The sequence below is a fragment of the Dehalococcoidia bacterium genome, from assembly GCA_022449765.1.
Classification (GTDB): domain Bacteria; phylum Chloroflexota; class Dehalococcoidia; order Lucifugimonadales; family Australimonadaceae; genus UBA2963.
The window spans coordinates 12,781-32,334 of the sequence record JAKUPZ010000014.1 but is presented as its reverse complement, the minus strand read 5'-3'; the positions used below and the strand labels follow the sequence as shown (position 1 = coordinate 32,334).

General features: G+C 43.1%; 21 protein-coding genes and 2 tRNA genes. 15 read left to right on the top strand and 8 right to left on the bottom strand.

Features of this window, described 5'->3' with window-relative positions:
* Position 1: 1 nt before the first annotated feature.
* From MK127_06985 to MK127_06975, 3 genes are read left to right on the top strand one after another with little or no spacing between them, the layout of a single operon-like run.
* Positions 2–346, top strand: a complete 345-nt coding sequence (locus tag MK127_06985) for a DCC1-like thiol-disulfide oxidoreductase family protein (GenBank protein MCH2532535.1) — start codon at positions 2–4, stop codon at positions 344–346.
* Positions 339–1,763 carry a DNA photolyase family protein gene (locus MK127_06980; GenBank protein MCH2532534.1) on the top strand — a complete coding sequence of 475 codons (1,425 nt, stop codon included), beginning with the start codon at positions 339–341 and terminating at the stop codon, positions 1,761–1,763. The genes MK127_06985 and MK127_06980 overlap by 8 nt, the downstream gene beginning before the upstream one ends.
* 8 nt (positions 1,764–1,771) lie before the next feature.
* Positions 1,772–3,184 carry an SDR family oxidoreductase gene (locus MK127_06975; protein MCH2532533.1) on the top strand — a complete coding sequence of 471 codons (1,413 nt, stop codon included), beginning with the start codon at positions 1,772–1,774 and terminating at the stop codon, positions 3,182–3,184.
* Here MK127_06975 and MK127_06970 read toward each other — a convergent pair.
* Positions 3,181–3,543 carry a hypothetical protein gene (locus tag MK127_06970; GenBank protein ID MCH2532532.1) on the bottom strand — a complete coding sequence of 121 codons (363 nt, stop codon included), beginning with the start codon at positions 3,541–3,543 and terminating at the stop codon, positions 3,181–3,183. The two genes, MK127_06975 and MK127_06970, sit on opposite strands and share 4 nt — an antisense overlap.
* A gap of 127 nt (positions 3,544–3,670) precedes the next feature.
* Between MK127_06970 and MK127_06965 the strand changes: the two genes are divergently transcribed.
* The 5 genes from MK127_06965 (at position 3,671) to MK127_06945 (ending at position 6,557) form a co-directional block, all read left to right on the top strand.
* Positions 3,671–3,756, top strand: a tRNA-Leu gene (locus MK127_06965).
* Positions 3,757–3,831: 75 nt separating this feature from the next.
* Positions 3,832–4,884: an Ldh family oxidoreductase gene (locus tag MK127_06960; GenBank protein ID MCH2532531.1), complete on the top strand. Its 1,053-nt coding sequence runs from the start codon at positions 3,832–3,834 to the stop codon at positions 4,882–4,884.
* A 48-nt stretch (positions 4,885–4,932) separates the two neighbouring features.
* A tRNA-Cys gene (locus tag MK127_06955) sits at positions 4,933–5,008 on the top strand.
* Between the two features lie 20 nt (positions 5,009–5,028).
* Positions 5,029–5,784 (top strand): TrmH family RNA methyltransferase, encoded by a 756-nt coding sequence (locus MK127_06950; GenBank protein MCH2532530.1) that lies wholly within the window; start codon positions 5,029–5,031, stop codon positions 5,782–5,784.
* A gap of 17 nt (positions 5,785–5,801) precedes the next feature.
* Positions 5,802–6,557 (top strand): hypothetical protein, encoded by a 756-nt coding sequence (locus MK127_06945; GenBank protein MCH2532529.1) that lies wholly within the window; start codon positions 5,802–5,804, stop codon positions 6,555–6,557.
* Here MK127_06945 and MK127_06940 read toward each other — a convergent pair.
* Complete coding sequence (locus tag MK127_06940) at positions 6,554–8,260, bottom strand: MFS transporter (GenBank protein ID MCH2532528.1); 1,707 nt, start codon at positions 8,258–8,260, stop codon at positions 6,554–6,556. The genes MK127_06945 and MK127_06940 overlap by 4 nt on opposite strands.
* A gap of 93 nt (positions 8,261–8,353) precedes the next feature.
* On the opposite strand from MK127_06940, the gene MK127_06935 reads away from it, so the two are divergent.
* Together MK127_06935 and MK127_06930 are read left to right on the top strand one after the other, a co-directional pair.
* Positions 8,354–8,602 carry a hypothetical protein gene (locus MK127_06935; protein MCH2532527.1) on the top strand — a complete coding sequence of 83 codons (249 nt, stop codon included), beginning with the start codon at positions 8,354–8,356 and terminating at the stop codon, positions 8,600–8,602.
* A 30-nt stretch (positions 8,603–8,632) separates the two neighbouring features.
* Positions 8,633–8,887 carry a hypothetical protein gene (locus MK127_06930; GenBank protein ID MCH2532526.1) on the top strand — a complete coding sequence of 85 codons (255 nt, stop codon included), beginning with the start codon at positions 8,633–8,635 and terminating at the stop codon, positions 8,885–8,887.
* A gap of 4 nt (positions 8,888–8,891) precedes the next feature.
* Here the strand turns inward: MK127_06930 and MK127_06925 are convergent, their stop codons facing one another.
* On the bottom strand, positions 8,892–9,800 hold the full coding sequence (locus MK127_06925; protein ID MCH2532525.1) for an AEC family transporter: 909 nt from the start codon (positions 9,798–9,800) through the stop codon (positions 8,892–8,894).
* Between the two features lie 146 nt (positions 9,801–9,946).
* Here MK127_06925 and MK127_06920 point away from each other — a divergent pair, with 146 nt between their 5' ends.
* Both MK127_06920 and MK127_06915 read left to right on the top strand, forming a co-directional pair.
* On the top strand, positions 9,947–11,140 hold the full coding sequence (locus MK127_06920) for an ammonium transporter (GenBank protein MCH2532524.1): 1,194 nt from the start codon (positions 9,947–9,949) through the stop codon (positions 11,138–11,140).
* Between the two features lie 51 nt (positions 11,141–11,191).
* Positions 11,192–11,545: a P-II family nitrogen regulator gene (locus MK127_06915; protein ID MCH2532523.1), complete on the top strand. Its 354-nt coding sequence runs from the start codon at positions 11,192–11,194 to the stop codon at positions 11,543–11,545.
* 42 nt (positions 11,546–11,587) lie between these two features.
* On the opposite strand, the gene MK127_06910 is transcribed toward MK127_06915, so the two are convergent.
* The gene (locus MK127_06910; GenBank protein MCH2532522.1) at positions 11,588–12,679 is read right to left on the bottom strand and encodes a mandelate racemase/muconate lactonizing enzyme family protein; all 1,092 of its coding nucleotides are present in this window, start codon (positions 12,677–12,679) and stop codon (positions 11,588–11,590) included.
* Positions 12,680–12,844: 165 nt separating this feature from the next.
* On the opposite strand from MK127_06910, the gene rpsO reads away from it, so the two are divergent.
* The 3 genes from rpsO (at position 12,845) to MK127_06895 (ending at position 15,755) form a co-directional block, all read left to right on the top strand.
* The gene (rpsO, locus tag MK127_06905; protein ID MCH2532521.1) at positions 12,845–13,111 is read left to right on the top strand and encodes a 30S ribosomal protein S15; all 267 of its coding nucleotides are present in this window, start codon (positions 12,845–12,847) and stop codon (positions 13,109–13,111) included.
* Positions 13,112–13,197: 86 nt separating this feature from the next.
* Positions 13,198–15,405, top strand: coding sequence for a polyribonucleotide nucleotidyltransferase (locus MK127_06900; protein ID MCH2532520.1), 2,208 nt, complete (start codon positions 13,198–13,200; stop codon positions 15,403–15,405).
* 47 nt (positions 15,406–15,452) lie between these two features.
* Positions 15,453–15,755 (top strand): hypothetical protein, encoded by a 303-nt coding sequence (locus MK127_06895; protein ID MCH2532519.1) that lies wholly within the window; start codon positions 15,453–15,455, stop codon positions 15,753–15,755.
* Here MK127_06895 and dapA read toward each other — a convergent pair.
* The 4 genes from dapA to MK127_06875 are packed head-to-tail and all read right to left on the bottom strand — an operon-like array spanning position 15,752 to position 19,528.
* The gene (gene dapA / locus MK127_06890) at positions 15,752–16,648 is read right to left on the bottom strand and encodes a 4-hydroxy-tetrahydrodipicolinate synthase (protein MCH2532518.1); all 897 of its coding nucleotides are present in this window, start codon (positions 16,646–16,648) and stop codon (positions 15,752–15,754) included. The two genes, MK127_06895 and dapA, sit on opposite strands and share 4 nt — an antisense overlap.
* 38 nt (positions 16,649–16,686) lie before the next feature.
* Positions 16,687–17,703 carry an aspartate-semialdehyde dehydrogenase gene (locus tag MK127_06885; GenBank protein ID MCH2532517.1) on the bottom strand — a complete coding sequence of 339 codons (1,017 nt, stop codon included), beginning with the start codon at positions 17,701–17,703 and terminating at the stop codon, positions 16,687–16,689.
* Between the two features lie 40 nt (positions 17,704–17,743).
* Positions 17,744–18,532: a 4-hydroxy-tetrahydrodipicolinate reductase gene (dapB, locus tag MK127_06880; GenBank protein MCH2532516.1), complete on the bottom strand. Its 789-nt coding sequence runs from the start codon at positions 18,530–18,532 to the stop codon at positions 17,744–17,746.
* Between the two features lie 51 nt (positions 18,533–18,583).
* Positions 18,584–19,528: a fumarylacetoacetate hydrolase family protein gene (locus MK127_06875; protein MCH2532515.1), complete on the bottom strand. Its 945-nt coding sequence runs from the start codon at positions 19,526–19,528 to the stop codon at positions 18,584–18,586.
* Between the last annotated feature and the right edge of the window lie 26 nt (positions 19,529–19,554).

Below are 19,554 nucleotides of genomic sequence, written 5' to 3'. Positions count from 1 at the left end.
CATGGGATTTAGTAAATCTAAAGTAATTTACGACGACGATTGCCGTATATGCAGTAATTTCAAAGATTGGCTTGAATCAAGAGATGAGCATGGGCAATTGGAGTTTGAAGGATCGGGCGAAAACGCCAGATTCTCTAATGGACTTGGGTTTATAGACACAGGAGGGAAAGAAATTGTAGGCACTAGGGCTGTGCTCATTGCAATAGGGCAAACTAAAGGCTTGATTGGATTGAGTGCACGTATTATGTCAGTGTGGCCTTTATATTTGTGCTTGATACCTTTTTACCGCTTGTTTGCAGCGAACCGAAAAAAAATCAATACATTTTTTAGTAATAAGAATGAATAGATCTACCTCTAAAGCAATTTGGTGGATCCGGCGTGATATGAGATTGACTGACAATCCAGCGTTGCTACTTGCAAAGAAAAAAGGATTAGTTGTTCATCCTGTTTTCGTGCTCGATCCAAAAATACTTAATAATTATCCTGAAGATAACCCCAGATTAGATTTTATGCTTAATTCATTACGCTCATTGAGCAATAGTATTGAGAGCTGCGGAGGTCAATTATCCGTACATTACGGGAACCCCATTGAGCTTTTACCTAGAATTTTAGCTAGCTCAGGAGCGGATGAAGTACTTGCTCAATACGATCCAGGCTCTTACTCAAGATCACGAGATGCTGAAGTTGCGAAAATACTCCCACTAACTATGACTCCTGGATTGTCTATCACTAACCCTGATGAAGTACTAGCTGGGAGTGGTAACTCTTACAAAATATTTTCTCCATACTATCGTGCATGGATGCCCAAAGCACTGATTGAAATCACTAAGGCTGACGAATCATTGAATATAGGAAGATTTACAAATTCTGGTGAGAGTTCACTGCTTGGTAGCTTTCCAACTCGATTGAACAAAAATTTTCCTGCGTCTGAAATAGAAGCGAATCGACGACTTTCGTTATTTTTTTCCAATGCTGAATCGGGTTCGATGTTATCTAATTACAATTCATATAAAGATAGATTAGATATGACTGCGACTTCTCAAATGTCCCCTTATTTGAGATTTGGTCTAATTTCTCCAAGGCTAATGGCGAAAAAGGCTATTGAAATTCTGCGTACAGATGCCAGTACTTTTACAGGTGCCACTTCGTGGATTTCTGAATTAGCTTGGCGAGATTTTTATATTAGCAAAACCCATCACTTTCTTAGTTCAAAAAAAATAGAAAGATCAGATTCGTCAGAATATTTTCCGTGGAGATACGATACTGAACAGTATGAAAAGTGGTGCGCCGGCCAGACGGGAATACCAATTATTGATGCAATTATGCGCCAATTGTGCAGCGAGGGCTGGATTTCTAATAGGGCAAGAATGGTAACTGCGTCATTCCTCACCAAGCAATTACTTATCGATTGGCGCTGGGGATCCGATTGGTTTATGAAAAAATTAATTGATGGAGATCCTTTTGCAAATTCAGGAGGGTGGCAATGGGTTGCTGGAGTAGGCGTTGGCTCTGCTCCTTATTTCAGAATTTTCAATCCGGTACTTCAGGCGAAGAAATACGATCCCCATGGAGAATACGTGAGACGTTGGGTGCCTGAGCTTGCATCTATCCAATCTCAAAATATTCATGAACCCTGGTTGCTTAATGAACAAAATAGAAAAAATTCTGACTCAGAGAACTACCCTTCTCCAATTGTAGATTTAAATGCAGCCCGCGATCGAGCGCTATCGGTATACAAAACTACTAGAGGAAACAATCGATGAGGATTCTAGTGACGGGTGTGACTGGTTATATTGGGAGCAACTTAGTACCTCAATTATTAGACGATGGACATGATGTTTCAGTACTGGTTCGTGATCCCCAACAATTGGAATTTTTTGAATGGGTATCAAAAATAAAAATATTTGTGGGGGACGCTCGCAATAAAGATGCTGTAGACGCTGCTCTTAATGAGGTGGAAGTCGCATATTATTTGATTCATAGTATGCGTGGTTCAAGCAATTCTTTTCATCACGACGACATAAAGGCAGCGGAGTCTTTTGGCCAGTCGGCCGCGTCCAATTCAGTTTGTATAATTTTCCTAGGCGCATTGGGAAATCCCGATTCCCTTCTCACATCACACTTGAAATCTCGCCATGCAACAGGGAAGGCTTTAGCGAAATTTAGCGCTGATGTCATAGAATTGAGGGCAGGTCCTGTAGTAGGAGCTGGTAGCTTGCCATTCGAGATGGTGCGTTACCTGACTGAAAGAGTGCCAATAATGATTTGCCCGAGATGGGTGTTCACACAAGTTCAACCAATTGGCTTAGGCGACGCATTGGAATATTTAGTTAGTAGTTTGAATATTTCGCAACAAGGCCATCAAGTAATTGAAATAGGAGGATCAGAGGTACTTAGCTACGGAGAAATGATGACAGGTTATGCGAAAGAACGGGGATTGAAACGTGCGATGATTCGAGTCCCTGTTTTAACACCTAGGCTATCGTCGTATTGGGTACACTGGGTCACTCCATTGAAAGCCAGCTTTGCTCGACCTCTAGTCGAAGGTTTAAGAAGTGAAGTAGTTTTAAGAAGTAAGGACAGCCAACAGATTTTCCCCAGAATTAACCCGTTAGGGTACCGAGATTCGGTTCGAATTGCTTTGCAAGATTTAAACCCCGATAAACTCAATTACAATCCATTAGCGCGATCCAAATTTAGCAAATCTGTTCAGCGAGGCATGATTGTTGAAACACGAAAAGTAGAAGTGAATGCTACTGTAGAGGAAATTTTTCAAGCATTCTGCTCTTTAGGCGGTTCTAGCGGTTGGTACCTTAATTGGGGCTGGAGATTAAGAGGATTTATAGACCGTATATTCGGTGGTATAGGATTGCGCAAAGGTCGGCCGGATGGAATGCTTTCAGTTGGTGATGCAGTAGATTTTTGGCGTGTACAAAGTATTGAAAGAAATTCACGGCTTTTGCTCCGGGCAGAAATGAAAGTACCTGGTAACGCATGGTTGGAATTCAGAGTGATCGCAAACGGCGAAACTAATACTCTTGTACAGCAGTCTTATTTTGCTCCCAAGGGATCCTTTGGAATTATTTACTGGTATGCCCTTTTGCCAATCCACAGGATTGTCTTTGATGGATTGGCAAAGAGAGTTGCTTACTTAGCTTCTCGAAAGCACCGATCGCTCACTTAAATAGCTCCGATACGGGGCTCCTGATCGTTCAGTACTACAGTTGCCGTTATGCAAGGAACTCCACCGACAGCAATTGTTTTATGGCCCTTGCCTGTAATATTGTCCATAAGACGTGCTTCTCCCGATCCGAAGACTTTTTTAGAACCATCCGGATAAGTGATTTGAAGAGCCCCTGATAAAATAATTACGAACTGACGTTTTGGTGCAGGATGCCAATCTTGCTCAATATCAGGCTGTCTAATTCCAAATTTGATATCTTTAGCTTCAAATCCATCTATCCATTCTGGGTGATCATCTAAATTAATCGGTTGCCAAGTCGTGTCGCCGTTAACATCAGCGTACATCCTCGAAGTTCCCATCTGTGCTCCTTTTGTAATTTTTGTACGAGTATATGCTCTTTTTTACACTGGTGTTTTTATAGTAATTAATGATATTAAAGCTATACCTGTTGGCAGAGCTGCGTTTGCGTTCTACAATTCATATCCCGCGCAGGTGGTGGAATGGTAGACACGCTGTCTTGAGGGGGCAGTGGGAGCAATCCCGTAAGAGTTCGAGTCTCTTCCTGCGCACCATTACTGACAACGCTCCATGCAAGGCAAGTGGGGCTTCCAATTTTAACCCTACTAAAAGATAAACATGGTGAAACAATGCCTATTGTGGGACACAAGCGTCTCTTAGAGATTACAGATAAATTATTGCAATGCGCAGGAGCAAGCTCAGATGAATCTGAAATTATTGCACGGCATGTTATTGGTGCTAACTTAGCAGGCCACGACTCGCATGGGATTATTCAAATACCTACTTACATAGATAGGGTAAAGCGCGGTCATATTATCCCAGGGGCTCCTTTTGATATTGTCCAAGAAACTCCCTCTACCACTGTTGCGGATGGTCACTGGGGCTTCGGTTATGTAGTCTCCGAACATGTTATGCGAATGACTATAGAAAAGGCGAAGACACAAGGGGCTGCTGCTGCAACAGTGTACAGGCAAAGTCATGTTGGTAGAGTAGCTGATTATCCCTTAATGGCCGCTAAGGAGGGGCTAATTGGACTAATGACTGCGGATTCTGGGAGAACTGCCAAAGCCGTCGCACCTTTTGGTGGAAGAGAACCCAGATTGGGTACAAATCCTATATGTGTGGCAGTGCCCAGTAATTTAGATGGTCCGTTATTTATCGATATGGCAACAAGCGCAGTTGCTGCGGGGAAGGTAGAGCTTGCAAAAGCACGAGGAGTTGATATACCTGAAGGTTGGGTAGTAGATAGTGAAGGAAACCCTGCTACAGATCCATCGGTGTTGCGAGAAAAAGGTGGCGCACTCCTGCCTTTAGGCGGGTCTGAGGGTTATAAAGGATACGGTTTATCCGTAATTGTAGAGATTTTGTCAGGAATATTGACTGGTCTTGGGTTCGGTCATGACCCGCGAGGTTTTCATAACGATGGGTGTTTTATGGCGGTTTTCAATGTATCTGCGTTCAGGCCTATTGAGGAATTCAAGCAACAAGTGACCGATCTCGCAGGTTATTTGAAAGCTTCAAAAATGGCTGCTGGCTTTGAAGAGATCTTATACCCGGGTGAAATAGAGCATCGTAATACTCAAAAAAGATTACAGGATGGAATATTTGTTGAGGATTCAACGTGGGGGAAATTAGTTGATTTATCAGTTGAATATGACGTTAGTGAATTACTAGAACTGTAGAATGATTTGACGACTCTAATGACATCTCAGTAACCTACGTGTTTGTAAGGCGACGTAGCCAAGTGGTTAAGGCGGGAGTCTGCAAAACTCCTATTCGGCAGTTCGATTCTGCCCGTCGCCTCCAAATTTAATAATTCTTCTTTTATGAATCCCATAACAACAGACGACCATAATCTGCTAATTAATGCACTTCAACGCGATGAATTAGTATTTTTGGATGGCTTTCACTCTGTAAAACATGCGTTGCGATTTGATGCGCAGATTGAGCTTATCGCTTGTGCATATCCTTCAAAACTCAAGGACCTTATTCGCGATTATGCTCCTGACCTAGATAGTCAATTTTTGGGACGATGCAAAATAATTAAGCCCAATATAGTTGATAAATTAAGAAAAACTCGTTCTCATTGGACGGGTGTTTATGGCGTGGCAGTACGCCCTGATTACAAGGTACCTGATGTATTAAAGACACCTGGCCACATTGTGTTATTGGAAAATCCCTATAACTATGGGAATTTAGGTGCTTGCATACGTATTGCAGCTGCAACTGGAGCTGCTGGAGTAATGTTGATTAGCGGTGCATCTCCTTGGGAACCAGCTGCAATACGCGGGGCAGCTGGCCTCCAATTTGCAATTCCAGTGGTAACCGCGACTTTAGATCAATTGATAGGTTCTGGACGTCCAATTATTGCTTTAGACCCAGAAGGATCTCTTATTACGGAGTATGATTTACCTGAGAATGCAATTTTTGCATTTGGAACCGAACGAGAGGGGCTGAGTAGTAATTTGGCGGATTTAGCTGATGTGGCTTTGGGACTACCAATGAGACATGGAGTAAGTAGTATTAACTTAGCTGCAACTGTCGGGATAGTTTTATACACAGCAATTATGCACAAGAAATAAATAAATTCGAGGTAAAATTGATTGAAATAATCGCTCATAGAGGCTATTCAGCTGAAAGGCCAGAAAATACGATTGCTAGCTTTGACTTAGCTGTAAATTCTGGGTTTCCCTTGATTGAACTCGATACACATTTAACGCTAGATAAAATTCCCGTGGTTATGCACGACTCTGACGTTGATAGAACCACTAATGGTACAGGGCCCATTAATTCATTGACACTAGAAGAAATTAAGAAACTCGATGCAGGCTCTTGGTTCGATGTTGCATATTCCAATCAACAGGTTCCTACGTTGGAGGAAATTCTCATCCGATATAAGAACAGAGCACACATATTTATCGAAATTAAATCTAATGAAGAAGCTCTATTGGAAACGGTTGGGGAGCTTCTTATTGAACAGGGCTGGATAGATCCATTGGAAAAACAGACATACACGGAAATACCTGTACCTGGAGTATCGCTAATTTCCTTTTTACCTGATCAGATTGTTCGTGCAAAAGAAATAATTCCTGGTGCTGCGATGCATGGGTTCCTAATGATCGAGCCGTCAAATGACGCGATCGAATTTTGCCTTGATAATCAAATCAAAGGGTTTTTACCTTATATAGGTATGATGCAACAAGAGATTGTTAACAAGGCAATTGGTAATCAACTTTTTGTCGGTGCGTGGGGTATTGAATCAGAAGGCGATATCGAAAGAGCTTCTTCGCTTGGAATACATGGAATCACCGTAAACTGGCCGTCCATTGCACGCCAAAGCCTTGGATATGCTTAGAGTCCCATCCTCGCATCTTCTTCTTTAGCAACGCGTATCCCTTCCTCAACATTTACACGACTTAAAAGAATTGCGCCTGCAACAATTATTACTAGTATCGAAAAAACAGCTGTACGGGTGTCCAGTATGCCCGTAACTAATGCGTACAGGACAGGACCAAAAACGTATGAAGCGCGATTAAGGAAACCGAAGAAAGAAAAGAATTCTCCACTTCTTGATTTAGGAGCAATTTGCGCAAATAAACTCCTGGCAAGCGCTTGACTACCTCCCATAACAAGGCCTACGCCGATACCGAGCAATAACCATTGAAAGTCTGCAGGAATGCCTAAAGGCTTCCATACAGTTTCGCGCAATGCGATTGGCCACCAGTCCAATGTCCCTGACCCTAATGTGGAAGGATGATTTGGACCAATTGCACTGGCACCATTTAATACGTTGAGCGGTCCTTGGAAAAGCATACTGCTATATTGCGATTTTTCTGCAACTAAGTTGTGCAAGCTGTGCGCTTGATCAATCGATAAGGTCTTAGTATTTGCATCTATGAGGCCTTCAATATTTTGCTCCCATTCTTTATCAAGCTTTGAATCACTCAGATCAGGAGCTACATCTACTTTGTAAATATTTGTATTTTCTACATAAACAAATTGATAGTCATGATCCTCTAGCTTACTTGGCTCCAAAGGTGCAATTCCTACTCCTAATAAAACTATGAAAGACCATCCGACTAGGGAAACAGTAAGAGCCTTTTTGGTACTGGTTAATTTGGCTATGCGACTAAATAGCATTGCTCCAAATGCAGCAACAAACTGAATGGTTAATATAGTAATCATGTTGAAGGTCAGTGAAATGCCTAAGGTATCTGCCGCAAATGCACCGGCTACTGCTAGGATTGTTTGAATTCCATCGTTGAATAATAAAAACGCCCCAAAATACAGAAGCATAACTTTAAAATTTTTCAGTTCTCTGAAAGTTTTTGCTAATTGGCTGAACGAATCTTTGAAGGCAGAACTAAATGGAGCAGCTTTATTTGCATTCAAAAGTGGCGGCTCAGGAACAACTTTAATCGTCCACAGACCCCAAAGAAACCACCATATTCCAACGGATGCGAGAGATAGCCGAGTAACCAAATCTGCGAATGAGGAACCTGAGAAGGCTAAATTAAGGCCAAGATGTACGAGAAGAAGAAGACCTCCTCCTAGATATCCATATGCATATCCCCGTGAACTAATATCATCTAGAAGCTCATCATTTGGGGATACATGAGGGAGCAAAGAATTGTAGAAGACTAGGCTTCCTGCGAAGCCAATATTACCTAAGAAAAATGTCCCTAGTAGCCAAGCCCATGGAGACGAAGTATATGCAGAAAAAAACGCAAGTACTGTGAAAAGCGATCCTGCTGTCATATAGATAGCCAATAGGGTTTTCCTGATGGCCATTCTATCGCCCAACACACCTAAAACAGGACTAGTGACTGCAACGATTGATGTTGATAGCGCGGCCCCTAGGCTCCAAAGAGAACTTCCGGTGAATGAAAATCCGCCTATCAGCAATTCAGATCCGAGAGCATCTTGAAAAAGGAAAACGAAATAAACAGGTAGTATCGCTGTAATCGCACTGGTAGCAAACGCTGAGTTTGCCCAGTCGTACATGCACCACGCGCGAATAATTTTACGTTCTTGCTTCGATAGATCCGATAGTTTCAACAAATGCTCCGGTTTACGGTATGCTGATAGCGATGAGATAGTAACTCATCGTGTGATCATTACATAGTAGCTGTTAAATGATTGGGTGATATTGTGGAACAAATTGTTAGAAAAATAGAGTTAAAAGAATCTGAGCCAGGCTTAGGAGGTCAAGATGGATCTCGCCGGGAGATAGTCATTAGCTTAGAAGCAGAAACCTTGGATCGTCAGAAAAAAATTGCAAGGGTTCATGCAGGGCGCGGTAGCACATTCGAGATGCTATCTGATGAAGGACAATATTTAGGAGGAGATGATACTGCTCCCCCTCCATTAGCGTATTTTTCTGCAGGTATAGCTTTCTGACTGCTTACACAGCTTGCTCGGTTGAGCGAGATGTTGCACATTGAATACACGAAGGCAAGAGTAAAACAGACAGCAAGATTTTACAGAGATGGATCGGCTTTGGCTGGAACCCTAACTGGAGGGCCAGTCGGACTTGAGTCCAATCTCGATATTGAATCTTCCGAGCCTCCTGACAAAATTCAACATTTGGTAAAAATGGCAGAATCTAGTTGTTTTGCAATGCAGTCAATGATTCAAAATGTTGAAACGACAACAGTCATTACTTTAAATGGAAACCCTCTTTAGATTACTAGCCGTACTTCTGTAATAAATCAATTAATACTGTAAGGGTTATAAGACTGGCTAGCGTGCTGGTTACGACTGCACTTGCGACGAACCTTGGCATGGCTTGGAATTCTGTAGCAAGAATTGTGGTGAATACTGCTGTAGGCATTGCAGATACCACTACTACAGTATTACGTGCGGTACCGTCGAGACCAAACAATTCAGCAAGACCTATGCTAATAATGGCTCCTAGCACTAGCCTTGTAAAAAGTGCACTGCCTAGGCTGAGTGCTTTGTCCAGCTGTATGCCTTGAGCAAGTTGGTAGCCTAATACAAGTAGCATTGCAGGAATCGTCGCGTCGGCCATTAAGCTGATAGTGGTATCAAATGTTTGAGGTAAATCCCACCCAAAAGCCCTAATTATTAGGGCTAGCGGTACTGCATAGAGAGTAGGAACCTTGATTGCCTTAATCAATGGTTGCCAACCTTTCGTGCGTCCTCTAGCAGCTAGGTATATACCTAAAGGCCAGCTTAAAGACCCCTGTGCCACAAAAATTAAAATTGCTACGGCTAGGCCTTCTTCACCAAACGCAAGATATGCAATTGGTAATCCCATGTTCCCGGCATTTGCAAACGTCCCCGTTAGCAGGAATGCACTCTGAGTTGGCCTGTCATGCTTGAGAAGTTTGGATACAAGCCATGAAACTGCGGCCATTGAAATGACTGCACTAACAGTGGCTGCAATTATTTTGAGAGAGACATCAGCTGACAGATTTGTTTCTAGAAGCCCATCCAATACTAGTGCAGGACTGAGTAGGTATAGCGCAGCTGGACCCAGCATTCCTAATACACCTGGCCGGAGGCGCTGCAATAGAGCACCTGAGCTTGCGACCAAGAATATGGGCAGTACAACTGTGAAGAATACGTTTAGCAATATGGCCTTCTGTGCAAGGAGTCTAATACCCAGCAGTCAAAATATACCAGTCTATTTTTGTTACATGTTTGTAACCATGAAGTAACACTTACGTAAAACTTGGATGGCATTGTAAGTTCATAGAATTTTTAAAAGGAGTTGCCATTATGGATAGTGGTTCAATAGCTTGGTTATTAACAGCCTCAGCTTTAGTGTTACTGATGACTCCAGGATTAGCCTTTTTTTATGGGGGTTTGGTCCGAAGTCAAAATGTCCTTAGCACGATCATGCTGAGCTTTATGAGTATGGCAGTAGTTAGTGTTGTATGGGTACTATGGGGATACAGCGTAGCTTTTGGTGAAGGCAATGCCTGGGTTGGAGATCTTAGCCTTTTAGGTCTTAGCGGGATTGAACCAGGTGAAGATATGTTGTTCGCAATATTCCAAATGATGTTTGCGATTATAACTCCAGCACTTATAACTGGTGCGGTTGTGGAGAGGTTCAAGTTCACCACATACCTAGTGTTCTTAGTTGCTTGGATAACATTGGTCTATGCACCTATCTGCCATTGGGTATGGGCTGAAAAGGGATGGCTATTCGAATTAGGTGCATTGGATTTTGCCGGTGGGACAGTGGTTCATATAAATGCGGCAGTAGCTGCGGTAGCGGCGGCTCTTCTGATTGGTAAACGAAGAAATCCAGGACTTGAACCTGGGAATGTACCTTACGTTGTTATTGGTGCGGCGCTTCTGTGGTTTGGGTGGTTTGGGTTCAATGCGGGGTCAGGATTGGCGGCTGACGGTGTGGCGATCAACGCATTTTTAGTTACTAATACAGCTGCAGCTTCGGCTGCGCTTACTTGGGGATTACTTTCACAATTTCAGCATAATCGAATGAGCGCTGCGGGTGTAGCAACAGGTGCAGTTGGAGGATTGGTAGCGATTACTCCTGCTGCTGGTGCAGTTGGTGTTATGGGCGCTTTGGGTATTGGTATTGGTGCTGGATTATTGTGCTACGGTGCGGTTTTACTCCGCCCTAGATTAGGTATAGACGATTCACTGGACGTCTTTGCTGTTCACGGAATTGGTGGTATTTGGGGTGCCATTGCTACTGGGATTTTCACCGTGGAGGCTTTTGCAGGGGTAAAAGGAGTGATTGAGGGTGATTTTGCCCAACTTGGCATTCAATTAACTGGTGTAGGAGCTACGCTGGTTTACTCATTTGTAGCAAGCTTGATCATTCTTAAAATATTGGATGTTATTCCTGGGTTAGGTTTACGAGTTTCAGCAAGAGAAGAGGATCAGGGACTAGACGTTTCTGCTCATGGTGAAAGAGCATATGTCCATGACGGTGCTGACTAAAGAATAACAATTAAAAAGACTTGCGACATCAGTCTTAGAATGAGGGATAAAATGATTAGTATTGAAGCTGTTATTAGACCTGAGCGAGTGGGTTCAGTTACCGCAGCTCTTGAAGCTGTAGGGTGTCAGGGTTTCTACTATTACAATGTTACGGGCCAGGGGAGACAAAGAGGCGTTGAAGTATTTGTCGGCCGCGGGGGAAGTATGGCAAGTAGATCTTCGGTGCCAAAAACATTAGTACGAACGGTAGTCAATGACGACATGCAGGAAGTGGTAATTAATGCAATTATTGATGCAGCCCGTAGTCCTGATGAAGGAGAAATTGGAGACGGGAAAATATTTGTTTCTCCTGTATCTGATCTTGTGCGTGTTAGAACCGGAGAACGAGGGGAATCTGCAATTTAACGGTTTTAAAAGGGGCCAGATCGATATCTGGCCCCTTTTAAATTACTCTTGGTATTCTTTTAATGCGTCCCATTTAGGGTCAAGTCCTAAGCCAGAGGCTTCAGGCATAATTGTCCACCCTTTTTCAGGTCCCACGCATCCGTCAAATAATATTTCGCCACATTTCCACATTACGTAGTGATACTCAATGCGCCAGCCATTGGGCACTGCTGCTTGCAGATGCATATTGTGGTGGGGCCAGCCTCCGCCATTAGCAATTGGAAGGTTGAACGAGTGCGCAAGAGTCGCAAATTTCATACCCTCTGAAAACCCACCGCAATAGGCAACATTTGGTTGTAAAATATCTACAGACTTGTTCACCAATAGATCTCGCGCACGGAAGCGATGGCCTTCGTTCTGACCAGCAGATATAGGAATGCTGGTGCGCATCCTTAGATCATGCAACAATTGAGCATCATTTCCCCATACGGGCTCTTCAAACCATTCAATATTACATTCTTCAACTGCTTTCGCCAGGTTCAGTGCATTATTGAATTGGAACATGTAGTTAGCATCCATAGAGAGCTGCACATCAGGGCCAATAGCATCTCTGACCGCATGTACTCTTTTTGAATCTTCCTTCCATCCTTGATGATCACCTGCGACGCCCACTACCATTTTGAGCTTATCCTCTCCCTGATCAACAAAAGATTTTGCTACTTCTACTAATTGTTCCTGTGAATACTCAGGGAGACCAAATGTGATATACGCTGGCACTATTGATTGCGCTCCTCCAAGTAATTTCCATACTGGTAGATTTGTAGCTTTTCCTTTTATATCCCACAGCGCAATATCAATTGCGCTTATTGCAGACGACCAAGTACCAGTTTGAGATCGAGGGTTATGCTCGACATAGAGTTGGTGCCATATTCGTTCAGTATTGAACGGATCAGAACCTAAGATCATTGGACCCATTTCAGTATTAATGTGCTCACGTACAGCATTACGTTGAATTGGACCAGAAATACCATAGCCTGAAATCCCTGTGTCTGTTTCGATTGAACAGAAAACTAATGGCCTCATTACAGGCTCTTCAAGAAGTGGTACTGGTACAGGTACATTGTGGGTAGTGGCTAACACTCTGGTGATCTTCATTTAAACTCCCTCATATAAAAGAACGAAAACATTGAATTATGCTAATCAGAGATACGCTTGGTACTCTTAAAAGTACGTTTTGTGGGACAATTAGCACAGTCATGTTATAATGAATTCGAAATAAGAAAAGAGCGGAAAAAGAAGGACTCGGTCCGCGGACCAGTAATGTTAAGTACAGAAACAAAACAACAGATTATTAGTCAATACCAGAAGAAGCCAGGAGATACTGGTTCTACAGAAGTGCAAGTTGCGCTTCTATCTGAGCGAATACGCGGCCTGACAGATCACCTCCGCCAGAATCACAAAGACCATGCAACACGAAGAGGTCTTTTGAAATTGGTTGGACAACGACGTCGCTTACTGCGATATCTTGCAAAAGAGGATGTTGGTCGTTACCGAAGCGTAGTGGAAAGCTTGGGCCTACGCGGCTAAGCCATACTTTATTCTTCGACACTAGCGTTTTTACCGAATCAAATTCATAGATAGATTAGTGCTGCTTGTATAAGCGAGGAGAATACATGCCTACTTACCATGAAATCGAAATTGGGGGGCGAACTCTCTCAATAGAAACCGGAAAACTTGCACCGCAGGCCCATGGCTCAGCAGTTGTCAGGTATGGAGATACGGTGGTTTTAGTTACTGCCGTTATGGGAGGGTCTCGTGAAGGACTCGATTTCTTCCCTCTCACAATTGAGTACGAAGAGCGTCTTTATGCTGTCGGTAGAATTCCGGGGAGTTTCTTCCGAAGGGAAGGTCGTCCTACTACCGAAGCTACTTTGGCTGCACGCTTGACCGATAGGCCATTGCGCCCACGCTTTCCAAAAGGCATGCGAAATGAAGTTCAAGTAATAGTTACGGTGTTATCTGCTGATCAAGTAAACCAACCAGATATTCTTGGGATAATTGGTGCATCAGCTGCTCTTTCTACGTCCCAAATTCCATTCAATGGCCCTGTAGCCGCGACTCGTATGGGTTATGTAAATGATGAGGTAGTGGTTAATCCCACATTTGAACAATTAGAGGAAAGTAAATTAGATTTGACTATTGCTGGCAGTCGAGATGCGGTAATCATGATTGAGGCTGGAGCAAAAGAAGTTAGTGAAGAAATCGTGTTGGAAGCCTTGAGAATTGGCCAAGAAACTAATGTCAAGATTATCGAATTGCAAGATCAGCTCGTAAAAGATATTGGTAAGGCAAAAGCAGAGGTTACGCTAGCGAGTCAATCTGACCCAGACCTAGTATCTAAAGTTGACAGCATAGTGCGTTCTTCAATTGAAGGTGTTATTGACCGTGGCCAGGGAAGAGGAGAGCGGAACGAAAATATAAAGGAAGCTGAGGATTCGGCTATTACTGCTCTGGCAGAGGAATATGAATCGTCAGACGTTGCTAAAGTTTTTGATGAAGTTCTTAAGAAAATAGTTCGTGAAAAAGTGATTAAGGAAGGTAAACGCCCTGACGGAAGAAAGCTTACCGAGGTGCGTTCATTGTCAAGTGAAGTTGGGCTACTACCACGTACTCATGGCTCTGCTCTTTTCCAACGGGGTGAAACTCAAATATTAACAATTGCAACTTTGGGTTCTCTGACATTGGAACAAAAGCTCGACGGCTTGAATCCTGAAGATACTAAGCGCTATATGCACCACTACAACTTCCCTCCTTATTCAACAGGTGAAGCCCGTAGGATGGGTACTGGCAGGCGCGAGATCGGGCATGGCGCTTTAGCAGAGAGAGCATTATTGCCGGTGATCCCAGATAAAGTGGATTTCCCATATGCGTTCAGAGTAGTCTCTGAGGCCTTAGCTTCAAATGGAAGCACTTCGATGGGAAGTGTGTGTGGTAGCACAATGTCCTTGATGGATGCTGGTGTCCCAATCACGCGGCCAGTTTCTGGTGTGGCAATGGGATTAATGACAGATGAGAATGGTAATTTTCAAGTACTCACTGATATTCAAGGCGTTGAAGATTTCTTCGGAGATATGGATTTTAAAGTTGCTGGTACTACCGAAGGAATTACTGCGCTCCAAATGGACATAAAAGTTGCGGGAATCACTCAGGAAATTTTTCGCCAGGCCTTAGCGCAAGCAAAAGAAGGAAGATCGTTCATCCTCGACCATATGCTAAGTACTATTGAGCAACCAAGAAGCGAGTTGAACTCAAATGCTCCGCGAATGACTCGACTAACCATCGCCGTTGATAAGATTGGTGCTTTAATTGGACCCGGCGGCAAGAATATCCGAGGGATTATAGAAGCTACAGGTGCTTCGGTAGATGTTGATAATGACGGTTCTGTAACTATTGGCTCCTCCGATGGAGCATCAGCTGAAGAAGCAATAAAAATGATTGAAGGGCTGACGAAAGAAGTTGTTACCGGAGAGCGTTATACCGGTAAGGTTACCCGTATTGAGAACTTCGGTGCGTTTGTTGAAATCCTCCCAGGGAAAGATGGACTAGTTCACGTAAGTGAACTAGATACAAAGCGAGTCGAGTCAGTTGAATCCGTCCTTAAAATTGGTGACGAACTAGATGTTTTGGTTTATGAAGTTGATCGTATGGGTAGAGTTAATTTGTCCCATAGAGCAATATTAGAGGATTCTAGTCCAGAAGAAGTCGTAGCAAGGCGACCAAGTCCAAGCGGCCGAAGCTCTGGCGGTTCACGTGATGGAGGCGACCGAAGAGGCGGCAGAGACAGGGACAGGGACAGGGGTCCTAGACGCCCTAGAGACTAATAGTTGAATCAAAGTTTATATAACGACTATTTATAGATGGTTTATTGATGAGCGGTTTCGTTAAACGGTTGGTACTTTGGTTAGTTATAGCTTTGCCTATAGGAGCGGGTTCAGGCGCGGCAATTTCAGTTTTTTGGACTGAAGACGGTCGTGTTGATATGGCAACTGCAGCATTTAATGGAACCGTAATAGGTTTATGGCTTGCGTTTTTTGGTGCAATCGCTGCAGCTTTTACGAACTATTTTGCCCAAGCACAATTAAAGCGTGTAGGTGGCTCAGAATTCATAACAGGTATGACTATAGTCATAGGGTTGATTGGAATTGGATTGATCGGATTACGTTACTCCTAGCTACTCAAAGGTAGGTCAATTTCGTATTTTGATATCAATTCATCTAAAAACAAAGAAGTTTCTTTGTCGGCATTCACCAATGGCAGCCTCAATCCTCCTACATTAAAGCCAATTTTGTTTAGGCAATATTTCACTGGAATGGGACTGGTTATTGTGAATAGGCCGGTGAAAATCGGGAGTTGCCGTTTATGCTCTTCTTCTGCTTCGTCCCATTTATCTTGAGTGGCAAGTGTGATCATGTTTTGGATCTGACTTCCAATAAGATGAGATGCGACACTTATAACACCCCACCCACCTAGCTTTAAAATATCGAATGTATCGCTATCGTTACCACTCCAGACTCGAAATTCAGCAGGCGCGTGGTCGATAATTTCTTTAATTTGCCCTAGATCACCAGAAGCTTCCTTGGTACCGATTATATTCGGAACATCTGCCGCTAAACGAAGCGTTGTTTCAGGTGTCATATTTACAATTGTCCTACTAGGGACGTTATATAAAATGCATGGTAATGAGGTACTTTCTGCTACAGCTTTAAAGTGTTGATAGAGCCCCTCTTGTGTGGGCTTGTTGTAATAAGGAACTACAAGTAATTGCGCATCAGCACCAGCTTTTTCAGCCATTTGCGCGAGCTTGATAGTTTCCCCAGTCCCGTTAGTCCCCGAGCCTGCAATGATGGGGATATCATTGCCGACGCTTTCTTTAATTTCAGACCAAAGATAATAATTCTCTTCATGATCTAGTGCGGGATTTTCTCCTGTAGTGCCGGTAACGACCAGTCCTTCACTTCCTGAACGTACCAATGAATTCGCCAAAATTTTAGCCTGTTGATAGTTAACTCTTAAAGAGGCATCAAATGGTGTAACCATTGCTGTAAGTAATCTTCCGATATACATCTACACTCCTCTTGTTTTCACAAAGCTATAATGCCAATCTACCAGGCATTGAGTTTTATTATCTCTTCAGCGATTTGAATTGCGTTAGTTGCTGCACCTTTACGTAAATTGTCAGAAACTATCCACAACGAGAGTCCGTTTTCCAAAGCATTGTCCTGCCTAACCCTGCCAACAAAAACCTCATCTTCCCCTGTACAATCAATCGGCATCGGGTACGAATTATCTTCAGGATTGTCTATCACTACTATACCGGGATAATTAGCAAGTAATTCACGTGCTTTTGCGACTTCTAATGGTCTCTCGAGTTGAATATTTACCGATTCACTATGGCAAATATTCACTGGCACCCTGACGCACGTGGCTGAAACTGGTAAAGATGGTTCGTGCAAAATTTTACGAGTTTCATTGAGCATTTTTAACTCTTCTGAAGTGTAGCCATTTTCATTAAACGATCCAATTTGCGGTATAAGATTGTAGGCGATCTGATAGGGATATTGCTCTATTTTTAAAGGTTTGTTGTCTAAAATATTCCGTGATTGCTGATCTAATTCAGCGACTGCCGCTGCACCTGTTCCTGATACTGATTGGTAAGTGGCTACAATGACGCGAATAATGTTGTTTTCTTTTCGTAAGGCGTCCAGAACCATAGCTAGTGGGGTGGTGGAACAGTTAGGTATTGAAACAATTCCGCTATGTTCAATTAAATCACTAGCATTAATTTCAGGTACGACAAGGGGAACTTTCTCGTCCATACGCCAAACACCGCTATCGTCGATGACTATACAGTTGTTTTGTCGGGCAATCGGCGCTAGCGCTCTGCTTATATCATCGTTCGCTGATATAAATGCAATATCAGTCTCTTTAAAAACTTCTTCTGTCGTGGCTTCAACAGTAATTGAAGTTCCAGCAAAATCTATTTTCTTCCCTACTGATCTTTCTGAAGCAGTTAATCTCAGATTGCTCATTGCGAAATTTCTTTGAGATAAGACTTCAAGTGCAATTTTCCCTACGGCACCTGTTGCTCCGATAATTGTTACTCGTGGATCTGCCACCATGCCTCCTAAGCGTAATTGCCGTTACATTTATTTTTGGAATTTAAAAATCCAGTAATTGTTCTAGTCCCGTAGTGAATGTACTCAAAGTTAAAACTCGACGTACCGCTAGTAGAACTCCAGGCATGTAACACTCTCGATCGTTAGTATCATGTCGGACAACGAGAGTTTGGCCAGGGCCTCCGAAAGTAACTTGGTGATGTGCTAGGCGTCCTGGCATTCGGGAAGAATGAATATTTATTCCATGGAATGAAGCTCCTCTAGCTCCTTCCAGAGGTTCTCTTTGCGGATTATTTTGAGAAAAAGAATTTGGATGCGCATCATGAATTGCCTTTGCTATTTGGATAGCAGTACCAGACGGAGAATCGATTTTATTCTCGTGATGTTCTTCTATTAGATCGACATATTCGAAATAAGGTGCAGCCATCGCAGCTAATTTTCCGAGCAGAACTGCACCTATCGTGAAATTAGGTGCAATAAACCCTGGGACGTTGTTTCCATTGCAGGTTTTTTTGATCGTCTCCAAGTCGCTTTCATTGAAACCGGTTGTACCTATTACAGGGCTGACATGAAGGGCAACTGCCTGCGGAATCATTTCCAAGCATGCAGCTGCTAGGCTGAAATCTACGATGACGTCTGAAGGGTGATTTGATAAAGCCTCGTGCACATTATTGTAATAAGGGACTTGCACATTGCTTTGATACTCGCTGATTTTATCTATCGCGCAGGTCAGGTCTAAATCTGCAGCCTTGTCTACTGCAGAAATTACTTCTTGACCGACTCGCCCCGCAGCTCCATGAACCGCGACTTTAATTTTTTCTTTATTAGCCATTGAAATTCACATGCATAGTATATCAAGGGCTAGCATGCAATAGACAGAGGGCTATTTTCTATCCCCCATGCCCATTGAAGTTCCGTCAGATGTTCGCATTCTCGCAGCCATTTCTTCGTCTACGCCCCTTCGCCATTCTCTGCGGGCCGGGTCGTCGACATTGACGCTGAGGGTGCCAATTTTTTCCACGGTGAATTGGATCTGATCACCATGTTGAAGTGCACCCAGTCCTTGGTGATTTGTGCCTGTACTAATGACATCCCCCGGACCCAAATGTGCTATGCGGGTAATGAATTCAATGCATTCAGGTATTTTGTGAGCCATATCATCGGTGCTGAAGGCCTGCCGTTCTTCTCCATTGTTGGTTATGTGAAGGCTGATTGCATGAGGATCTTCAATTTCATCTTTTGTGATGATGAATGGGCCCATAGGTCCGAAAGTAGGCCATGATTTCACCTGGAAAAAACTTGTTCGCCCGCCTGGTTCAAAACCCCTCGCTGATACATCTATAAAGCCTGTATAACCAAAAACTTTATCCATAGCGTCTGCCTGGGAGACATTTTTTGCATCTGAGCCAATAACTACTGCTAGCTCAGCTTCATGATGGAAAATTGTTGCTTCACAATTCGGATCTAGGCGGACGGTATCACCATCCCCAATGACACAGTCAGAAGACTTTTGAAATGCATCTATTTGAGGCATTGGGCGTTGCCCGAATTCAAGATAATTAACAGCCATGCAAAAAATCTGATCAGGCCTTGGTAAAGGAGGGCGAATTTTTACTTGCTCTAGTGGTATGCCATCAGATACATCAACAAGTTTCTGGAAGGTATCTTTAACTTTATCAAAATTGGCAATAATTAATGTAATTAATTCCTGTGCGCCGTGAGCATGTACTCCTTCAAGCGCTTCGGATACATCAACGATATGAGTATCGTTTTTTACAACGCCTAGAATCCAGTCATTCGTTCCGTCATTATAGAAACCTAATTTCATATTGACCTCCCAGTGTTACCTTTAAA

Excerpts from the sequence above, each read along its gene's own strand:
- MK127_06985 (MCH2532535.1), top strand. The coding sequence starts at position 2 with ATGGGATTTAGTAAATCTAAAGTAATTTACGACGACGATTGCCGTATA.
- MK127_06980 (MCH2532534.1), top strand. The coding sequence starts at position 339 with ATGAATAGATCTACCTCTAAAGCAATTTGGTGGATCCGGCGTGATATG.
- MK127_06970 (MCH2532532.1), bottom strand. The coding sequence starts at position 3,543 with ATGGGAACTTCGAGGATGTACGCTGATGTTAACGGCGACACGACTTGG.
- MK127_06960 (MCH2532531.1), top strand. The coding sequence starts at position 3,832 with ATGCCTATTGTGGGACACAAGCGTCTCTTAGAGATTACAGATAAATTA.
- MK127_06950 (MCH2532530.1), top strand. The coding sequence starts at position 5,029 with ATGAATCCCATAACAACAGACGACCATAATCTGCTAATTAATGCACTT.
- MK127_06930 (MCH2532526.1), top strand. The coding sequence starts at position 8,633 with ATGTTGCACATTGAATACACGAAGGCAAGAGTAAAACAGACAGCAAGA.
- MK127_06920 (MCH2532524.1), top strand. The coding sequence starts at position 9,947 with ATGGATAGTGGTTCAATAGCTTGGTTATTAACAGCCTCAGCTTTAGTG.
- MK127_06915 (MCH2532523.1), top strand. The coding sequence starts at position 11,192 with ATGATTAGTATTGAAGCTGTTATTAGACCTGAGCGAGTGGGTTCAGTT.
- MK127_06910 (MCH2532522.1), bottom strand. The coding sequence starts at position 12,679 with ATGAAGATCACCAGAGTGTTAGCCACTACCCACAATGTACCTGTACCA.
- rpsO (MCH2532521.1), top strand. The coding sequence starts at position 12,845 with ATGTTAAGTACAGAAACAAAACAACAGATTATTAGTCAATACCAGAAG.
- MK127_06900 (MCH2532520.1), top strand. The coding sequence starts at position 13,198 with ATGCCTACTTACCATGAAATCGAAATTGGGGGGCGAACTCTCTCAATA.
- MK127_06895 (MCH2532519.1), top strand. The coding sequence starts at position 15,453 with ATGAGCGGTTTCGTTAAACGGTTGGTACTTTGGTTAGTTATAGCTTTG.
- dapA (MCH2532518.1), bottom strand. The coding sequence starts at position 16,648 with ATGTATATCGGAAGATTACTTACAGCAATGGTTACACCATTTGATGCC.
- MK127_06885 (MCH2532517.1), bottom strand. The coding sequence starts at position 17,703 with ATGGTGGCAGATCCACGAGTAACAATTATCGGAGCAACAGGTGCCGTA.
- dapB (MCH2532516.1), bottom strand. The coding sequence starts at position 18,532 with ATGGCTAATAAAGAAAAAATTAAAGTCGCGGTTCATGGAGCTGCGGGG.
- MK127_06875 (MCH2532515.1), bottom strand. The coding sequence starts at position 19,528 with ATGAAATTAGGTTTCTATAATGACGGAACGAATGACTGGATTCTAGGC.